Annotated in this window: 19 protein-coding genes and 1 other annotated feature; of the genes, 18 read left to right on the top strand and 1 reads right to left on the bottom strand. The window is 37.8% G+C overall.

What is annotated here, in order from left to right; genetic code table 11:
• Positions 1–23: 23 nt before the first annotated feature.
• Positions 24–491: a DUF6556 family protein gene (locus E8M05_RS06885; RefSeq protein ID WP_003065386.1), complete on the bottom strand. Its 468-nt coding sequence runs from the start codon at positions 489–491 to the stop codon at positions 24–26.
• A gap of 196 nt (positions 492–687) precedes the next feature.
• Between E8M05_RS06885 and E8M05_RS06880 the strand changes: the two genes are divergently transcribed.
• The 18 genes from E8M05_RS06880 to E8M05_RS06795 all read left to right on the top strand — a co-directional run bounded on the left by E8M05_RS06880 (position 688) and on the right by E8M05_RS06795 (position 19,537).
• On the top strand, positions 688–1,833 hold the full coding sequence (locus E8M05_RS06880; RefSeq protein ID WP_041973141.1) for a cysteine desulfurase family protein: 1,146 nt from the start codon (positions 688–690) through the stop codon (positions 1,831–1,833).
• A 37-nt stretch (positions 1,834–1,870) separates the two neighbouring features.
• Positions 1,871–3,085: a tRNA uracil 4-sulfurtransferase ThiI gene (gene thiI / locus E8M05_RS06875; RefSeq protein WP_041973144.1), complete on the top strand. Its 1,215-nt coding sequence runs from the start codon at positions 1,871–1,873 to the stop codon at positions 3,083–3,085.
• A 92-nt stretch (positions 3,086–3,177) separates the two neighbouring features.
• Entirely contained in the window at positions 3,178–4,392 is a 1,215-nt protein-coding gene (locus E8M05_RS06870) for a CapA family protein (RefSeq protein ID WP_003065378.1), read from the top strand.
• A complete protein-coding gene (locus E8M05_RS06865; protein ID WP_003065374.1) occupies positions 4,383–4,928 on the top strand; it encodes a GNAT family N-acetyltransferase in 546 nt (181 codons plus the stop codon). The genes E8M05_RS06870 and E8M05_RS06865 overlap by 10 nt, the downstream gene beginning before the upstream one ends.
• Before the next feature lie 84 nt (positions 4,929–5,012).
• Positions 5,013–5,088: a sequence feature (ribosomal protein L21 leader region), on the top strand.
• A 34-nt stretch (positions 5,089–5,122) separates the two neighbouring features.
• The gene (gene rplU, locus E8M05_RS06860; protein WP_003065371.1) at positions 5,123–5,437 is read left to right on the top strand and encodes a 50S ribosomal protein L21; all 315 of its coding nucleotides are present in this window, start codon (positions 5,123–5,125) and stop codon (positions 5,435–5,437) included.
• A 12-nt stretch (positions 5,438–5,449) separates the two neighbouring features.
• Positions 5,450–5,785, top strand: coding sequence for a ribosomal-processing cysteine protease Prp (locus E8M05_RS06855; protein ID WP_003065368.1), 336 nt, complete (start codon positions 5,450–5,452; stop codon positions 5,783–5,785).
• A 21-nt stretch (positions 5,786–5,806) separates the two neighbouring features.
• Positions 5,807–6,100, top strand: coding sequence for a 50S ribosomal protein L27 (gene rpmA / locus E8M05_RS06850; protein ID WP_003065365.1), 294 nt, complete (start codon positions 5,807–5,809; stop codon positions 6,098–6,100).
• A 220-nt stretch (positions 6,101–6,320) separates the two neighbouring features.
• The gene (locus E8M05_RS06845; RefSeq protein ID WP_041973148.1) at positions 6,321–7,238 is read left to right on the top strand and encodes a LysR family transcriptional regulator; all 918 of its coding nucleotides are present in this window, start codon (positions 6,321–6,323) and stop codon (positions 7,236–7,238) included.
• Positions 7,235–7,708 (top strand): signal peptidase II, encoded by a 474-nt coding sequence (gene lspA, locus E8M05_RS06840; protein WP_003065359.1) that lies wholly within the window; start codon positions 7,235–7,237, stop codon positions 7,706–7,708. Before E8M05_RS06845 ends, lspA begins: the two co-directional genes overlap by 4 nt.
• A complete protein-coding gene (locus tag E8M05_RS06835) occupies positions 7,692–8,588 on the top strand; it encodes an RluA family pseudouridine synthase (RefSeq protein WP_003065357.1) in 897 nt (298 codons plus the stop codon). Before lspA ends, E8M05_RS06835 begins: the two co-directional genes overlap by 17 nt.
• A 254-nt stretch (positions 8,589–8,842) precedes the next feature.
• Complete coding sequence (gene pyrR / locus E8M05_RS06830) at positions 8,843–9,364, top strand: bifunctional pyr operon transcriptional regulator/uracil phosphoribosyltransferase PyrR (protein WP_003065355.1); 522 nt, start codon at positions 8,843–8,845, stop codon at positions 9,362–9,364.
• Between the two features lie 31 nt (positions 9,365–9,395).
• The gene (locus E8M05_RS06825; RefSeq protein WP_003065353.1) at positions 9,396–10,658 is read left to right on the top strand and encodes a uracil-xanthine permease family protein; all 1,263 of its coding nucleotides are present in this window, start codon (positions 9,396–9,398) and stop codon (positions 10,656–10,658) included.
• A gap of 4 nt (positions 10,659–10,662) precedes the next feature.
• Positions 10,663–11,589, top strand: coding sequence for an aspartate carbamoyltransferase catalytic subunit (locus E8M05_RS06820; protein ID WP_003065351.1), 927 nt, complete (start codon positions 10,663–10,665; stop codon positions 11,587–11,589).
• 80 nt (positions 11,590–11,669) lie between these two features.
• On the top strand, positions 11,670–12,758 hold the full coding sequence (locus tag E8M05_RS06815) for a carbamoyl phosphate synthase small subunit (RefSeq protein WP_003065349.1): 1,089 nt from the start codon (positions 11,670–11,672) through the stop codon (positions 12,756–12,758).
• Between the two features lie 168 nt (positions 12,759–12,926).
• On the top strand, positions 12,927–16,106 hold the full coding sequence (carB, locus tag E8M05_RS06810; RefSeq protein WP_003065347.1) for a carbamoyl-phosphate synthase large subunit: 3,180 nt from the start codon (positions 12,927–12,929) through the stop codon (positions 16,104–16,106).
• A gap of 247 nt (positions 16,107–16,353) precedes the next feature.
• The gene (locus E8M05_RS06805; RefSeq protein ID WP_003065344.1) at positions 16,354–17,583 is read left to right on the top strand and encodes an efflux RND transporter periplasmic adaptor subunit; all 1,230 of its coding nucleotides are present in this window, start codon (positions 16,354–16,356) and stop codon (positions 17,581–17,583) included.
• Positions 17,583–18,293 (top strand): ABC transporter ATP-binding protein, encoded by a 711-nt coding sequence (locus E8M05_RS06800; RefSeq protein ID WP_003065341.1) that lies wholly within the window; start codon positions 17,583–17,585, stop codon positions 18,291–18,293. Before E8M05_RS06805 ends, E8M05_RS06800 begins: the two co-directional genes overlap by 1 nt.
• Positions 18,294–18,304: 11 nt before the next feature.
• A complete protein-coding gene (locus tag E8M05_RS06795) occupies positions 18,305–19,537 on the top strand; it encodes an ABC transporter permease (protein ID WP_003065338.1) in 1,233 nt (410 codons plus the stop codon).
• The last annotated feature ends 24 nt before the right edge of the window (positions 19,538–19,561 follow it).

Raw genomic sequence — 19,561 nt, 5'->3', positions numbered from 1 at the left:
AACGATATTAGCACTAGTAACGATTACTCAGTTGTTTCGGTGTTGCTACCTGTAGTGGTATCGTCAGAAGTTGTATCTGAACTTGATGGTGTTGTTGAACTTTGGCTTGTAGCAGAGCTTGAACTATAAGTGGTATCTGAACTTGAACTGTAAGTATTGTTGTTACTGTTGTTAGAACCACTATTATAGTTATTATTAGCAGAAGCAGAACTTGAATAAGTTGTCGAAGCGGAAGTATCTGTTTTACTATCGCTGTCACTTTCTTTGATGATAACAGTTGTTGTCGTTGTTGATTTATCTGTTGTCTTTGAGTTTGACCCCTTTAAGGCATTGCTAATGGTAATACTTGCCACAATGATACTAAGAATAGAACCAATAAGAGCAACTGTTTTTTGAAGGGCAGAAAAACCTGTCTTAATGTGTTTTGTTGGGGCAGCTGACTTATCGTTTTTTGATGATGATTTTTGACGTCTTGAGTATTTTTGAGACATGATTAACTCCTTTTTCGCATATGACTCTATTATAAAATATTCTTTTTAAATGTCCAGCGTTAGAATTTTTTTGTTTCAAAAATTATTGTACGTCAAATTCTTAAAGTTAACCTTAAAAAAACTTAAAATTAAAACTTTCACACTCATAAAAGTCTGTGCTATAATGATAGTATTGATTTTTGTGAAGGAAGAAAAAATGATATATTTTGATAATTCAGCTACAACAATTCCCTATCCTGAAGTGTTACGCACTTATCAGGAAGTTGCTAGCAAGATATTTGGAAATCCCTCAAGTTTGCATAATTTAGGAACAAAGGCTAGTCGTATTTTAGAAGCTAGTCGCAAGCAAATTGCGGATTTATTAGGGGTTAAGAGTACTGAAATTATTTTTACGTCTGGTGGTACAGAAAGTGATAACTGGGTACTTAAAGGTGTTGCCTTTGAAAAAGAACGTTATGGCAAACACATCATCGTTTCAGATATTGAACACCCAGCGGTTAAAGAGTCGGCAAAATGGCTAAGCGAACACGGTTTTGATGTTTCATATGCACCTGTTAATGACCAAGGCTTTGTGGATATCAAAGCATTAGCTGCGCTTTTGCGACCAGATACAACTTTGGTATCAATCATGGCAGTAAATAATGAGATTGGCTCTATCCAACCGATTAAAGAAATTTCTGAATTATTAGCTGATAAGCAAGGCATTTCATTCCATGTGGATGCTGTTCAAGCTATTGGAAAAATTCCATCGGCGGATTATTTAACTGACCGTGTTGATTTTGCAAGCTTTTCAGGGCATAAATTCCACAGCGTTCGTGGGGTTGGTTTCATTTATAAAAAAGAAGGAAAAAAATTAACCCCATTATTAGCTGGTGGTGGTCAGGAAGGTGACCTTCGTTCTACAACTGAAAATGTAGCAGGAATTGCGGCTACGGCTAAAGCACTTCGCTTGGTGACTGATAAAGAAGCTTATGCTCTTCCGAAAATTGCCAAGATGAAAGAAGTTATCTATGACGAGCTAGCTAAGCATAAAGATATTGTTATTTTCTCAGGTAAAGATGATACATTTGCTCCAAATATTTTAACCTTTGGAATTAAAGGGGTTCGTGGTGAAGTTGTGGTTCATGCTTTCGAAGAACACGAAATTTACATTTCAACCACATCAGCTTGTTCATCAAAAGCTGGAAAACCTGCTGGAACATTGATTGCTATGGGCGTTCCAACGAAATTAGCACAATCAGCTGTCCGAATCAGTCTTGATGATGATAATGACATGGGACAAGTTGAGCAATTTCTAACGATTTTCAAACAAGTTTACGAAAAAACCAAAAAAGTAAGATAATAAGAAAGGATAAAGAGAGTTTTCTCTTTAATAAACTATGCAGTATTCAGAAATTATGGTTCGTTACGGCGAACTATCAACCAAAGGAAAGAACCGTATGCGTTTCATCAATAAATTGAAACATAACATGAAACACGTTCTTTCAATTTATCCAGATGTGCGTGTTGTTGCTGACCGTGACCGTGCTCACATTTATTTAAATGGCACAGATTACGTATCAGTTGCTGAATCATTGAAACAAATTTTTGGGATTCAAGGCTTCTCGCCATCATACAAAGTTGAGAAAAATCTTGAAACTATTAAGAAAGCAGTTCAAGATGTGATGAAAGATGTTTATCACGAAGGACTAACTTTTAAAATTACAAGTAAACGTAGCGACCATAACTTTGAAATGGATAGTCGCGAATTGAACCAATACCTTGGTTCTGCTGTATTTGAGGTTTTACCAGATATCCAAGCTCAAATGAAAGGTCCAGATGTCAACTTGAAAGTGGAAATTCGTGAAGAAGCAGCTTACCTTTCCTATGAAAATATCAAAGGTGCTGGTGGTCTCCCTGTCGGAACAGCAGGACGAGGAATGTTGATGCTTTCTGGCGGAATTGATTCACCAGTTGCAGGTTACCTTGCTCTTAAACGTGGGGTTGATATTGAGGCAGTTCACTTTGCTAGCCCACCTTATACAAGCCCAGGTGCTCTTAAAAAAGCCCAAGATTTGACACGTAAGTTGACTAAATTTGGTGGTAATATTGATTTCATCGAAGTGCCATTTACAGAAATTCAAGAAGAAATTAAAGAAAAAGCACCTGAAGCTTACTTGATGACTTTGACACGTCGTTTCATGATGCGTATTACTGACCTTATCCGTGAAGAACGTAATGGTTTAGTGATTATTAATGGTGAAAGTCTTGGACAAGTTGCCAGTCAAACACTTGAAAGCATGCGTGCCATTAATGCGGTAACCGCAACCCCAATTATTCGTCCAGTTGTCACAATGGATAAATTAGAAATCATTGATATTGCTCAAAAAATCGATACTTTCGACATTTCAATTCAACCATTTGAGGACTGCTGTACTATTTTTGCACCTGACCGCCCAAAAACAAATCCAAAAATCAAAAATGTTGAACAATACGAAAAACGTATGGACGTTGAAGGACTTGTTGAGCGTGCGGTTGCAGGCATTAAAGTAACAACAATCACTCCACAAGCAGACCACGATGAGGTTGATGACTTGATTGATGATTTATTATAGGAGACAAAAAGCTACCGTTGGTGGCTTTTTAGGTAAATTCTGACTCCTTTGCTAGAAAATGCTATAATAGTGTTTGGAGGTAAGATTAAGTGATGTTTGATAGGATTATTTATAAAAAAACAACGCTTGCTTGTTTGAGTTTTTTGGTGATTTCCTTGCTTGGTTCGGGTGTGTATAGTCTAGCTTTTGAAAAATCGAGCTCTAATACGACACAAACGACAGAAAAACAAGCACAAAACAAAAGCAATACGACGAAAACAGCGCGTGTCATGGCAAATGGTGATATTCTCATCCACAATGGGCTTTATGGAAGTGCTGAACAAGCTGACGGAAGCTATGATTTCACGCCGTTTTTTGAGTACGTCAAGGACTGGATTTCAAGTGCTGACTTGGCTATCGGTGATTACGAAGGAACGATTAGCCCTGATTACCCTTTGGGTGGTTATCCGCTTTTTAATGCACCAAGTGAAATCGCTGACGCTATGAAAGACACGGGGTATGATGTTGTTGATTTAGCGCATAATCACATTTTGGATTCTGGGCTTTCAGGTGCTATCAATACGGTTGAAACCTTTGAAAATTTTGGCTTGTCAACTATCGGTGTTTACAAAGAAAATCGTGATACGGAAGACATTCTCATTAAAAATATCAACGGCATCAAAATTGCGATTTTGGGTTATTCTTATGGCTATAATGGCATGGAAGCGAATGTGGCAGATGAAGATTACGAAAAACATATGTCAGATTTAGATGAAGATAAAATGAAATCAGAAATTCAAGAAGCTGAAAAGAAAGCTGATGTCACAATTGTCATGCCACAAATGGGAACAGAATACGCTCTTGAACCAACAGACGAACAAGTAACGCTTTATCATAAAATGATTGACTGGGGAGCAGATGTTGTGTTTGGTGGACATCCTCACGTTGCTGAGCCGTCTGAAACGCTTGAAAAAGACGGCGATAAAAAATTTATCATCTATTCAATGGGGAATTTTATCTCTAACCAGCGTTTAGAAACGGTTGATAATATCTGGACAGAACGTGGTCTCTTAATGGACGTCACTTTTGAAAAGAAAAATAATAAAACAACAATCAAGACCGTTGCCGCTCATCCGACAATGGTTTGGGTTTGGAGTAAGGGTGTGACGGGCTCAGAAGGCTTTGTGCTTTCCGATTATCGAACGCTTGTTTTGGAAGATTTTATTGAAGGTGGAAAGTATCGTGATATTCTTGATTCAACTATGCAAGAAAAAGTGGATACTGCCTACCAAGAAATGAATGAATTGGTGAATTTACAATGGGATTAAGTCGTCAAAAAGTTAACCTATTTTCAAAGAGTTATGAAGATGTTAAAAAATTATACCTAACTGCCTTTCCAGCAGTAGAACGGTTACCCTATTTGCCGTTAGTTTTGAATGCTTATCGGCGTTTAGCGAATTTTTATGCCTACTATGATAAGGATGACTTTGTTGGTTTAGTGTATTTGTTGGAGAATGAAGAAGTTATCTATCTGTTCTTTCTTGCGGTTAATCCAAATATTCGTTCACGTGGCTATGGCTCTGCCATTTTACAAGACATTAGAAATTTAGCAGGAAAACGTCCGATTATTCTTGCCATGGAACCATTAGATAAAACTGCTGAAAATTATCATCAACGTGTTAAACGAGTTGTTTTTTATGAAAAGAATGGCTTTAATATCACGGATTATTATTATCATGAAGGAACAGAAGTGTATCAAGTCATGGCAACAGATGCCTCACTTAACATTCAAGTAGTGGAAAAATTAACGAAAAAAGCGGTGCTAGGCTTAATTGCTATTTCATTTGAGAAAAAATCAGAATGAAAACGTAATATTGCTAAAAAAGCATAGCATATTCCTTGATTTAATCACTTTATCATGTTAAAATATGAACGTTGACTAAATGCACATCCTGTGCAACCGCACGAAAATCGTTCATAAGTAACTTTCGAAGTTCACGATTTAGGCGAGTCTTCACAAGCGGAAAATCCGCAACAAAAATTTATAGGAGGTGCACGATGAGCACATATGCAATCATCAAAACTGGTGGAAAACAAGTTAAAGTTGAAGTAGGTCAAGCTATCTATGTTGAAAAACTTGATGTTGAAGCTGGTTCAGAAGTAACATTTAACGAAGTTGTTCTTGTTGGTGGTGACAAAACTGTTGTTGGTACACCAGTTGTTGAAGGAGCTACTGTTGTTGGTACTGTTGAAAAACAAGGTAAACAAAAGAAAGTTGTTACTTTCAAATACAAACCTAAAAAAGGTAGCCACCGTAAACAAGGTCACCGTCAGCCTTACACAAAAGTTGTTATCAACGCTATCAACGCTTAATTTGGCAATATTATGATTCAAGCAACTTTTATTCGCCACAAGGGTAACTTAGAAAGTGTTGAACTGATTGGTCACGCTGGTAGTGGTGAGTATGGCTTTGATATCGTATGTGCAGCTGTCTCAACTTTATCAATTAACTTGGTTAATTCGTTAGAAGCTTTGGCAGATTGCAACGCTGATTTAGCTATCAATGAGATTGATGGTGGTTATATGAAGATTGATATCTCTCATGTAACTGAAAAGACAGATGAGAAAGTTCAACTTTTATTTGAAAGCTTTCTTTTAGGAATGACAAATTTGGCAGAAAACTCTCAAGAGTTTGTGTCAGTTCAAGTCATTGCAAACTAATTTGAAAAGAGGACACAACATATGTTAAAAATGAATCTTGCTAACTTGCAACTTTTCGCCCACAAAAAAGGTGGAGGTTCTACATCAAATGGTCGTGATTCACAAGCTAAACGTCTAGGTGCTAAAGCAGCTGACGGACAAACTGTTTCAGGTGGATCAATCCTTTACCGTCAACGCGGTACTCACATTTATCCAGGTGTAAACGTAGGTCGCGGTGGAGACGATACACTCTTCGCTAAAGTTGAAGGTGTTGTACGTTTCGAACGTAAAGGTCGCGATAAAAAACAAGTCTCTGTTTACCCTATCGCAAAATAATAGCGTAAATAGATTACTTGAAAGCTTTGTCAATCATGGCAAGGCTTTTTTGATTACCTGCCCCCCTTGGAAGAGAGCGTTTCCTTGCCAAATTTTGAAACCAGTCTAAAAAGCTATTACAAGTTTGTTAACCATTTTGCAAAAAGAATTAGGAAAACAGGCAATAGTCTAGTTTTTTTGTTATAATAAAGTTGATTGATTTTTAGAAAGAATGATTGAAATGAACATACAACAATTGCGTTATGTCGTGGCGATTGCCAATAGTGGTACATTTCGTGAGGCGGCTTCTAAACTTTTTGTAAGCCAACCCAGTTTATCAGTAGCAATTAGAGATTTGGAAGACGAACTTGGCTTTCAAATCTTTACTCGAACAACAACTGGAGCGGTTTTGACAAGTCATGGGATGACTTTTTATGAGAAAGCTCTTGAGGTTGTGAAAAGTTTTGATTCCTTTGAAAAACAGTTTTCACAAGCAGCAGCGGATTCAGATGAATTTTCAATTGCCAGTCAGCACTATGATTTTTTGCCACCGTTAATTACCGCTTTTTCACAAGCTCATCCAGAACATAAAGATTTTCGTATTTTTGAATCAACGACGATTCAAATTTTAGATGAAATTGCTCAAGGTGATAGTGAGATTGGGATTATCTATTTAAATAACCAAAATCGTAAAGGGCTTTTGCAGCGTATGGAAAAGCTTGGCTTGGAATTTGTTGAGTTAATTCCATTTCCAACCCATATTTATCTTGCTAAAGAACATCCTTTAGCGAAAAAAGATAGCTTGGTTATGGCTGATTTATTAGGATTTCCGACTGTGCGATTTACCCAAGAAAAAGATGAGTACCTTTACTATTCTGAAAATTTTGTGGATACAACGGATAGTTCTCGTATCTTCAATGTTACTGACCGTGCTACTTTGAATGGTATTTTGGAAAGAACAGATGCCTATGCAACAGGCTCTGGTTTCTTAGATAGTCGTAGCGTAAACGGAATTACTGTCATTCCACTTGAAGATGATTTGGATAATAAAATGGTTTACATCAAACGCCGTGATAAGAATTTATCAGCTTGTGCGCTTAAATTTATCGCTGTTATGAAAGATTATTTTGCTAAATTCAGCCCAAAGGTGACTAAATGAAGACATTAAGAAAAGTTTATTTTCCACTTGCTGCTGTGGTTTTGATTGTTTTAGACCAGTTAAGTAAGCTATGGATTGTTAATCACATCACTTTGGACACCATTCAAGAGTGTTTGCCAGGCATTTTTAGCTTAACTTACTTGCGTAATTATGGCGCTGCTTTTTCGATTTTACAAAATCAACAATGGCTATTTGCGGTTATTACGTTTGCGGTCGTTGGGGCTGCTTGCTATTATTTTGTTAAAAATATCAACGGTCAGTTTTGGTTTTTACTTGGTTTAATCCTCATTATCTCAGGCGGTTTAGGAAATTTTATTGACCGTGTGCGCCTTGGTTATGTTGTTGATATGATTCATTTAGATTTTATGAATTTTGCGGTGTTTAATATGGCGGATTCTTATTTAACAGTTGGGGTTGTGATACTATTCATTGCCCTTTGGAAAGAGGAGGAGAATGGAGTTAATCATTAAGGAAGCTGGTATTCGTTTAGATAAGGCGCTAGCAGATTTGACAGAATTGTCACGTAGCCAAGCTAACGATGAAATCAAAAAAGGAACAGTTTTGGTCAATGGCAAAGCTGTTAAAGCGAAATATGCTGTCAAAGTTGGTGATGTTGTCACTTACGAAGTGCCAAAAGAAGAAGTGCTAGAATATACAGCTGAAAATATTCCACTCGATATTATTTACGAAGATGCTGACGTTGCTGTGGTCAATAAACCACAAGGAATGGTGGTTCATCCGTCAGTTGGTCATACGTCTGGAACATTAGTGAATGCCTTGATGTACCACATTAAAGATTTATCTTCGATTAACGGTGTGATTCGACCAGGAATTGTGCATCGTATTGATAAAGACACTTCAGGTTTGTTGATGATTGCTAAAAATGATACAGCTCACAACGCACTTGCAGCAGAATTAAAAGATAAAAAATCACTTCGTAAATACGTTGCAATCGTCCATGGCACTATTCCAAACGACCGTGGTGTTATTGAAGCACCAATTGGACGTTCAGAAAAAGACCGTAAAAAACAAGCTGTGACAGCAAAAGGCAAACCCGCTTTAACTCACTTTAAGGTTTTGGAACGTTTTGGAAATTATACGTTGGTTGAGTTGACTTTGGAAACAGGGCGTACGCACCAAATTCGTGTGCATATGGCGTATATTGGTCATCCTGTTGCTGGTGATCCGCTTTATGGACCACGTAAGACATTAAAAGGCAATGGTCAGTTTTTACATGCACAAACACTTGGTTTTACTCATCCAACAACGGGTGAAACATTGACTTTCATGGCAGAAGCACCAGCTATTTTTAAAGAAACATTGGAAAATCTAAGGAATGGCAAAGCTTAATGATAAAGCAGGGGTTGGACAACCAATTTTTGCTTTTTTACCATAGAGTTGGTAAAAGATAATCGTAAATCTCTTGCCAAATAATCATAGTTTTGGTATCATATAGAGAGTAAATATTATCCTTTAATACTGTCCTGTGAGGCAGGCAAGGAGAGAACGGTAAAAGAAGTGTGCAACTGGCATAGTTGTACCTATATTTTGTGGAATCTCCTTGGTAACGAGGAGCTTTTTTGTATATTAGAGAGGTTTGTTTTATGAAAACAAAAGAAATTGTTGACGACGTAACAATGAAACGTGCGATTACACGTATCACTTATGAGATTATCGAGCGTAATAAAAATCTTGATAATATTGTTCTCGCAGGAATTAAGACGCGTGGTGTTTTTATCGCTCGTCGCATTCAAGATCGCTTGAAACAATTGGAAGGAATTGATATTCCAATTGGCGAACTTGATACCAAACCTTTCCGTGATGATATGAAAGTTGAAGAAGATACAACTGATATGCCAGTTGATATTACTGGAAAAGATGTGATTTTGGTTGATGATGTTCTTTATACAGGACGTACAATCCGTGCAGCAATTGATAACTTGGTAAGTCTTGGACGTCCAGCGCGTGTCAGTCTTGCTGTACTTGTTGACCGTGGTCACCGTGAACTCCCAATTCGTGCTGATTATGTTGGTAAAAATATTCCAACAAGTGCTGTGGAAGAAATTATTGTTGAAGTGATTGAAGTAGATGGAAAAGATTGCGTCAGCATTGTTGATCCGAGCTAAGCAGTTATAGAATTGAGGAGGAAGATAAAAAGTGGAAAACGTAAAATATGATGTGCACGATATGCCTAAACCAGGGATGTTGTTTGGACTATCCTTCCAGCATTTATTTGCCATGTTTGGCTCAACGGTTTTGGTTCCAATTTTAGTTGGTATCGATCCAGCAATCGCCCTTTTCTCAAGCGGTTTGGGGACATTGGCACATTTGACAGTAACTAAATATAAAATCCCAGCTTACATGGGTTCAAGCTTCGCTTACATTGCAACGATGCAAATGCTAATGAAAACCGATGGTATTGCGGCAGTAGCACAGGGGGCAATCGCAGGTGGTCTAGTTTACTTAATCGTTGCCTTGATTGTCAAATTTGCTGGAAATGCTTGGATTGATAAAGTTCTTCCACCAATTGTAGTTGGTCCAATCATTATTGTTATCGGACTTAGTCTTGCAACTACAGCTGTTAATGACGTCATGTTAAAAGATGGCGAATATAATTTCACATACTTGTTGATTGGTATGGTAACGCTTCTTGCTGTTATTCTATTTAACATGTATGGTAAGAAAATTATTGGTGTTATCCCAATTCTTCTTGGTTTGATTGTTGGTTATCTTTTCTCCTTGATTGTTGGCGCAGTAACAGGTCAAACGATTGTTGACTTATCAGACGTTGCTAAATCGGCCTGGTTCCAAGTTCCAAGTTTTGATATTCTTTTCGTGGATTATCATTTCAAACTTTATCCAAGCGCGATTTTGACAATGGCACCGATTGCTTTTGTCACTATGACTGAACATTTTGGTCATGTTATGGTGCTTAATAGTTTGACAGGACGTGATTTCTTTAAAGACCCAGGCCTTGATCGTACCCTTACAGGTGACGGTATTGCACAAATTATCGCTGGTGTCTTCGGTGCTCCCCCAGTAACATCTTACGGTGAAAACATTGGTGTTATGGCACTTAATAAGATTTATTCAGTTTATGTTATTGCTGGGGCAGCTGTGATTGCAGTAGTGATGAGTTTTATCGGAAAAATTTCAGCATTGCTTTCTTCAATCCCTACACCAGTTATCGGTGGAATTTCAATTGCTCTCTTTGGTGTTATCGCTTCAAGTGGTCTTAAAATCTTAGTTGAAAATAAAATTGATTTTGACAATAAGAAAAATCTTTTGATTGCAAGTGTTATCTTGGTATCTGGTATTGGTGGTTTGACATTGCAAGTTGCTGGTTTGCAAATTACAGGTGTCGCATTCTCAACACTTTTAGGTATCATTTTGTATCAAATTCTTCCAGAAAAGGATTAAGAAAATGGCAGTTACAGATGGCGTTGTTTCACTAAAACATTTAGTGACTATGGAAACATTATCAAACGAAGAAGTGCTTGGCTTGATTAGACGTGGTGTTGCGTTTAAAACAAATAAGGCGAATTTTAGTTTAGATAGGCAGTATTTTGCAGCAAATCTTTTCTTTGAACCGTCAACGCGTACGTATAAGTCTTTTGAAGTCGCTGAAAGGAAACTTGGATTGGATGTCATTGAATTTGACGCTAAAACAAGTTCAGTGAACAAAGGAGAGACTTTGTATGATACTATTTTGACGATGAGTTCTTTGGGAATTGACATTTGTGTGATTCGCCATTCAATGGAAGATTACTACAAAGAATTAATTGATAGTCGAACAATTCAAACAGCAATTGTGAATGGTGGTGACGGTTCAGGTCAACATCCAAGCCAATGTCTGTTGGATTTAATGACGATTCATGAAGAGTTTGGCGGCTTTGAAAATCTAAAAGTAGCTATCGTTGGTGATATTACCCATTCACGTGTGGCAAAATCAAACATGCAAATTTTAAAACGTCTCGGAGCAGAATTATATTTTGCTGGTCCAGAACAATGGTATTCAAGTGAATTTGATGTTTATGGAAAATACGTTGCAATCGATGATATTGTTGATAAGGCAGATGTCATGATGATGCTTCGTGTTCAACATGAACGCCATGATAGCGAACGTGGTTTTTCAAAAGAAACCTATCATAAGATATATGGTTTAACAGCTGAACGTTATGAAAAAATGAAAGATTCTGCGATTATCATGCACCCTGCCCCAGTCAATCGTGATGTGGAAATTGCAGATCAATTAGTAGAAGCGCCTAAATCACGAATTGCAACACAAATGCAAAATGGTGTTTTTGTACGAATGGCAATTCTAGAAGCTGTGCTGAACGGCAAAGCTTAATGAATAATAACATACTTTAGTTTGAATTGTCTGCTAAAAACGTTAAAGTGCTCCCGTGAGAGCAAACGAGAGGAATAAAAATGGCAAAAAGACTTTTAATTTTAGAAGATGGAACAATTTTTGAAGGAAAAGCTTTTGGAGCTGACCTTGATGTAACAGGTGAGATTGTTTTTAACACTGGTATGACGGGTTATCAAGAATCCATTACAGACCAATCCTATAATGGTCAAATATTGACTTTTACTTACCCTTTGGTTGGTAATTACGGTATCAATCGAGATGACTATGAATCAATCACACCCACTTGTAAAGGTGTTGTTGTTTCTGAAAATACACGTCGTGCAAATAATTGGCGTAATCAAATGACTTTAGACGAGTTTTTGAAATCTAAAAATATTCCAGGCATTTCAGGAATTGATACACGTGCTTTGACAAAAATTATCCGTAAACATGGAACAATGAAAGCAACACTTGCTAGTGATGGTGATTCTATTGAGCATTTGCAAGTGCAATTACAAGCCACGGTTTTACCAACAAATAATATTGAACAAGTTTCAACAAAAACGGCTTACCCAGCACCTGGTGTTGGTAAAAATATCATTTTGGTTGATTTCGGATTGAAACATTCTATCCTACGTGAATTTTCAAAACGTGATTGCAATGTGACCGTTGTTCCTTACAATATTACGGCTGAAGAAATTCTTCACTTAAATCCTGACGGTGTTATGTTGTCAAATGGTCCAGGTAATCCAGAAGATGTTCCAGAAGCTCTTGACATGATTCGTGGTGTTCAAGGTAAAATTCCAATCTTCGGTATCTGTATGGGACATCAATTGTTCAGCTTAGCTAATGGTGCGACAACTTACAAAATGAAATTTGGTCACCGTGGATTTAACCACGCTGTTCGTGAAATTGCAACGGGACGTATTGATTTTACAAGTCAGAACCATGGTTATGCCGTTGATCGTGACACTCTTCCTGATTGTCTTATGGTAACGCATGAAGAAATCAACGATAAATCTGTTGAAGGTGTTCGTCATCGTGACTTCCCAGCGTTTTCAGTGCAATTCCACCCAGATGCTGCGCCAGGTCCACATGATGCAAGTTATCTTTTTGATGACTTTCTTGAATTAATTGATGCTTTTCAAGCTGAAAAAGCTCGTAACTAATATTTAAATCTAATCCGTGAGTTAGATAATATAGAAAGGAGAAGATACATCGTTCAAGTTGGCTAATGAGCTGATTTGAACAAACCATACAAGCTGTGCCAAAAGATAATCTTTAGAAATAGATGTTATCGTGTTTTTTATTGCTTGTCTGGCTTTGTATCATAGATTATGCCAAAACGTACAGATATTAAAAAAATTATGGTGATTGGTTCTGGTCCGATTATTATTGGTCAGGCAGCTGAATTTGACTATGCAGGAACACAAGCTTGTCTTGCTCTTAAAGAAGAAGGGTACAGCGTTGTTCTTGTCAACTCAAACCCAGCGACAATCATGACAGATAAAGAAATCGCAGATCAGGTTTATATCGAACCGTTGACACTCGAATTTGTCACACGTATTATCCGTAAAGAGCGTCCAGATGCACTCCTTCCAACGTTGGGGGGACAAACTGGTCTTAATATGGCAATGGAGTTGTCAAGAGCTGGAATCCTTGATGAACTTGGTGTTGAGTTGCTAGGTACAAAACTATCAGCGATTGATCAGGCTGAGGACCGTGATCTTTTCAAACAATTAATGGAAGATCTCAATCAACCAATTCCAGAATCTGAAATTGTCAATACTGTTGACGAAGCGGTTGCCTTTGCAGAATCAATTGGTTACCCAGTTATCGTACGTCCTGCCTTTACTCTCGGTGGTACAGGTGGCGGTATGTGTGATAACGAAGAAGAACTTCGTGAAATCGCTGAAAATGGTTTGAAATTATCACCAGTAACGCAATGTTTGATTGAACGTTCTATTGCAGGATTCAAAGAAATCGAATACGAAGTTATGCGTGATGCTGCCGACAACGCCCTTGTGGTTTGTAATATGGAAAACTTCGACCCAGTTGGTATCCATACTGGGGATTCAATCGTATTTGCACCAACACAAACTCTTTCAGACATTGAAAACCAAATGTTGCGTGATGCAAGTTTGAGCATTATTCGTGCCCTTAAAATCGAGGGAGGATGTAACGTTCAGCTTGCTCTTGACCCAAATAGCTTCAAATATTATGTTATTGAAGTTAACCCACGTGTGTCACGTTCATCAGCTCTTGCCTCGAAAGCAACTGGTTATCCAATCGCAAAATTGGCTGCCAAAATTGCCGTTGGCTTGACGCTTGATGAAATGGTTAACCCAGTTACTGGAACAACTTATGCTATGTTTGAACCAACCCTTGACTATGTGGTTGCCAAAATTCCACGTTTCCCATTTGATAAATTTGAAAATGGTGAACGTCGTCTAGGGACACAAATGAAAGCGACTGGTGAAGTTATGGCTATCGGTCGTAATATCGAAGAATCGCTTTTGAAAGCTTGTCGTTCACTTGAAATCGGTGTTTACCACAATGAAATAGCTGACTTGGCAGAAGTTTCAGATGATGAATTGGTTAATAAGATTGTTCGTGCGCAAGATGACCGTTTGTTTTACCTTTCTGAAGCCATCCGCCGTGGATACACTATCGAAGAACTATCTAAACTAACAAAAATCGATCTTTTCTTCCTTGATAAATTGCTCCACATCTTTGAATTAGAACAAGAGTTAGCGAGTCATGTCGGAGATGTTGACGTTTTGAAAGAAGCTAAACGCAATGGTTTTGCTGACCGTAAAATTGCATCACTTTGGAACATGACTGCCGATGATGTGCGTGCCATTCGTACTGAAAATAAAATCATTCCAGTTTATAAAATGGTTGACACGTGTGCAGCTGAGTTTGAATCAGAAACACCATATTTCTACTCAACATATGAGTGGGAAAATGAATCAGTCAAATCAGACAAAGAATCAATCATTGTTCTTGGTTCAGGTCCAATTCGTATTGGGCAAGGGGTTGAATTTGACTATGCAACTGTTCACTCAGTTAAAGCTATTCAAGCAGCTGGATATGAAGCCATCATTATGAACTCAAATCCAGAAACGGTATCAACAGACTTCTCAATTTCTGATAAACTTTATTTCGAGCCATTAACATTCGAAGATGTTATGAATGTTATTGAACTCGAACAACCAAAAGGTGTTATCGTGCAATTTGGTGGTCAAACAGCTATCAATTTGGCAGAACCGTTGTCTAAAGCTGGTGTTGCTATCCTTGGTACACAAGTTTCTGACCTTGACCGTGCTGAAGATCGTGACCTCTTTGAGCAAGCTTTGAAAGAATTGGATATTCCACAACCACCGGGACAAACTGCGACAAATGAAGAAGAGGCGGTTGAAGCTGCACGTAAGATTGGCTTCCCAGTTCTTGTTCGTCCATCATATGTACTTGGCGGACGTGCTATGGAAATCGTAGAAAATGAAGAAAATCTTCGTTCTTACATGCGTACAGCTGTTAAAGCTAGTCCAGACCACCCAGTCCTTGTTGACTCATATATCGTTGGTCGTGAATGTGAAGTAGATGCGATTTCTGATGGTAAAGATGTCCTTATCCCAGGAATTATGGAACATATCGAACGTGCAGGGGTTCATTCGGGTGACTCAATGGCAGTTTACCCACCTCAAACATTATCTAAGAAAATCCAAGATACAATTGCTGATTACACAAAACGTTTGGCGATTGGATTGAACTGTTTCGGTATGATGAACATTCAATTTGTTATCAAAGATGAAACAGTTTATGTTATCGAAGTTAACCCTCGAGCTAGTCGTACAGTGCCATTCTTGTCTAAAGTGACTAACATTCCTATGGCGCAAGTTGCAACGAAATTGATTCTTGGACAAACTCTTGCTGACCTTGGATATGAGGATGGGCTTTACCCAGAATCTGATTATGTACATGTGAAAGCACCAGTTTTCTCATTCACAAAATTAGCTAAAGTTGATAGCCTCCTCGGTCCTGAAATGAAATCAACTGGTGAAGTTATGGGATCAGACCAAACGCTTGAAAAAGCTCTTTACAAAGCCTTTGAAGCTTCATACTTCCATTTGCCATCATTTGGTAATGTTGTTTTCACAGTTTCTGATGATGCAAAAGAAGAAGCACTTGGTTTGGCGAGACGTTTTGCTGATATCGGATACAGCATTTTTGCTACACAAGGTACAGCCAAATATTTTGCTGAGAATGGTTTGATGTCAACCATTGTCAACAAACTTGGTGAAGATGATGAGAACGATATTCCAGCCCTTGTTCGTACAGGAAAAGTTCAAGCTATCGTCAATACTGTTGGAACAAAACGTACGCTTGACGAAGATGGTGCAACAATTCGTAGCTCTGCTATTGAACACGGTATTCCTCTCTTCACTGCACTTGATACAGCAGATGCCATGATTCGTGTCCTGGAAAGTCGTGGATTCACAACACAAGCTATCTAATACAATACATTTAGTTATAGAAATAAGAAGCTGAGCTAACGCTCAGTTTCTTTTGTTTAGCCATAAATTTTTCTACCAAATAGCTTCAAAATTTCTACTTACAAAACTGTAAGTTTATTGAGAAACGTTTTTCTTATAATAAATACGAAAGATGTTTTTTACATTTTATTCTTGACAGTAAAATACTAAAAACGTATAATTGTCTTATCGCAACAATACAAATATACAAAAGAAAAAGAGGAAGATTATGCCTAGAAGAAGTAAAGCGAAAATGTCTAAAAAGACTAAAGGGATTATTGGAGCTGCGGCAGCTTGTTTTGTTGTTGCAGGTGCAGCTCTGCTTTGGTGGCAACAAACCAAAACATCAGAGTCAACCGTTGAAACAACCTACGATACCACAACTGTAACAGAAGGCACCATTTCATCATCAACTTTGTTGACTGGTACAGTTAAAGCTTTCCAAGAACAATACGTTTATTATGACAGCAGTAAAGGAACTGAAGCTAGACCAACGGTATCAGTAGGTGACCAAATTACTACTGGTCAACAATTGGTTCAATACGACACTACAACAGCCCAAGCGGCTTATGACACAGCTGTTCGTAATTTAAATAAAGTTGGACGTCAGATTAATTACCTTAAAACATATGGTAATCTACCGACAACATCGACAACGACAGATGAAGAAACTGGTGAAGAAAAAACTGTTACTACACCACCAACAGCCCAACAAAATGCTGAATACAACCAACAACTGCAAGATTTAAATGATTCTTATGCAGATGCACAAGCTGAGGTTAATAAAGCACAACAAGCTCTTAACGAAACAGTCGTTGTGAGTGATGTGTCTGGTACAGTTGTTGAAGTTAATAATGACATTGATCCATCATCTAAAAATAGTCAAACCCTTGTTCACGTAGCAACAGAAGGTCAATTACAAATCAAAGGGACATTGACTGAATATGATTTGGCTAATATCAAAACAGGACAAAATGTCAAAATCAAATCTAAAGTTTATCCAGACCAAGAATGGACTGGTACCATTTCATATGTTTCTAACTATCCAAATCAATCTGATGATTCAACCGGAACAGGCGGCTCAAGTTCATCTTCAGGGTCAGCTTCTTATGATTATAAAGTTGATTTGACTGGTGATATTTCTAATCTTCAACAAGGATTCACAGTATCTGTAGAAGTTGTTAACGAAAATAAAAATAAACTTGTGCCAGTTGATGCTGTTGTCAATGAAGGTGATAAAGACTACGTTTGGGTTTATGATAAGGACAGTCAAAAAGCAAGTAAAGTTGAGGTGGCACTTGGAAGTGCTGATGCCAAACAACAAGAAATCTTGAGTGGTTTAGAAGTTGGTCAAATCGTTATTTCTAACCCAGATAGCAGTTTGAAAGATGGAGAAAAAGTTTCTAATGTTACTTCTGATGATACAGCCACTACAGAAGAATCAGAGGTGAGCGAGTAGTGACAGAAGAAAGAAAAGTTTTAATTCAACTCAAAGATATTGTCAAGTCCTACCGTAATGGCGATCAGGAGTTGCAAGTTCTTAAAGGGATTGACTTGACAGTTTATGAAGGAGAGTTCCTAGCGATAATGGGACCTTCTGGTTCAGGGAAGTCAACCCTTATGAATATTATTGGTTTACTTGATAGACCAACTTCTGGCGATTACAGTTTAAATGGAACACAAGTCGAAGACTTGAAAGAAAAAGAATTGGCTAAAGTGAGAAATGAAGAAATTGGATTTGTTTTTCAACAGTTCTTCCTACTTTCAAAATTAAATGCTTTGCAAAATGTTGAGCTTCCACTTATTTATGCTGGGATTGGTGTTTCAAAACGCCACCAACTTGCTAAACAGTTTTTAGACAAAGTTGACCTAGGTGAGCGTATGAAGCATTTACCTTCTGAATTATCTGGTGGACAAAAACAACGTGTTGCCATTGCGCGTGCTTTGGTTAATAATCCTTCGATTATTTTGGCGGATGAACCAACAGGTGCCCTTGATTCGAAAACCAGTGAACAGATTATGCAGCTATTGACAGAACTTAATCGTGAAGGTAAAACCATTGTCATGGTTACTCACGAGCCAGAAATTGCAGATTTTGCGACACGTAAAATTGTTATTCGTGATGGTGAAATCACAAGAGATACGACAGATAGTGTTAGGATTGACTAAGGAGGAAGATTATGGAAAACTGGAAATTCGCCCTTAGTTCAATCATGGGGCACAAGATGCGCTCATTCTTAACAATGTTAGGAATTATTATCGGAGTTGCTTCGGTTGTTGTTATCATGGCGTTGGGGCAAGGAATGACCAAACAAATCACAGATATGTTTTCTGCTGATACACGTGACATTGAGATTTATTATGTTGCTAAGGATTCTGATAGTAAAGGTATTTTTGACGATGATATTGAAACAACATCATCAGACCAAGGTCCTAAAATTCAGGAAGAATGGTTGCAAAAAATCACTTCTGATGTCTCAGGGGTTCAAAACTATTACTTGACGAATGGTACGACTGCAACGGTTTCGCTTAATAAGAAAAAAGCCAAAAACGTTAACATTATAGGTGTTAATAAGACTTATTTTGAGGTTAAAAAATACAAGGTTGTAGCTGGAAGAAATTTCCGTTCAGATGATTATGAGCATTTTTCACGTATCATTATGCTTGATACGAAATTAGCTGTGAAATTATTTGGTACGAATGATAATGCCTTAAATAAGCAGGTTTCAGTCGGTTCTAAATCATACTTAGTTGTTGGTGTTTATAAAGATCCGAATTCTGGTTCAGCTCTCTACGGAATGAGTTCAGGTGGTAATGCTGTCATGACAAATACACAATTAGCTGCTGAGTTTAATGTTAACGAAATTGAGACAGCATATGTTCATGTTAATGATGCGACGCAAGCAACAACCGTTGGAACGGAAGCTGCCAAAATGATGACACAAGTATCAGGTGTGAAAACAGGTCACTTTACCATTTTTGATATGTCTAAACAGATTGCTGAAATTAATTCAGCTTATGGCATGATGACAACAGTTATTGGTGCGATTGCTGGTATCTCGTTGTTGGTTGGAGGTATTGGGGTTATGAACATCATGCTTGTATCTGTTACCGAACGTACACGTGAAATCGGTTTACGTAAAGCTTTGGGAGCAACACGTAGGAAAATTTTGACGCAATTTTTAATTGAATCAATGGTATTGACTCTCCTTGGTGGGCTGATCGGTTTAGGTTTGGCAGCTGGTTTGACAAGCATTCTTAATAGCAATATGGCTGATATGAAACCATCTATTTCATTTAACGTAGCAATAGGAAGCCTTCTTTTCTCCGCTTTGATTGGTATGGTCTTTGGTATTTTACCAGCAAACAAAGCAAGTAAACTTGATCCAATCGAAGCATTACGTTATGAATAATAATAGCATTAATACAAAAATTGC

Origin of the sequence: Streptococcus pasteurianus, assembly GCF_004843545.1 — a bacterium.
GTDB lineage: Bacteria > Bacillota > Bacilli > Lactobacillales > Streptococcaceae > Streptococcus > Streptococcus pasteurianus.
Note: the sequence above shows the minus strand (reverse complement) of the source record. Positions and strands in the feature narration are given on the sequence as shown.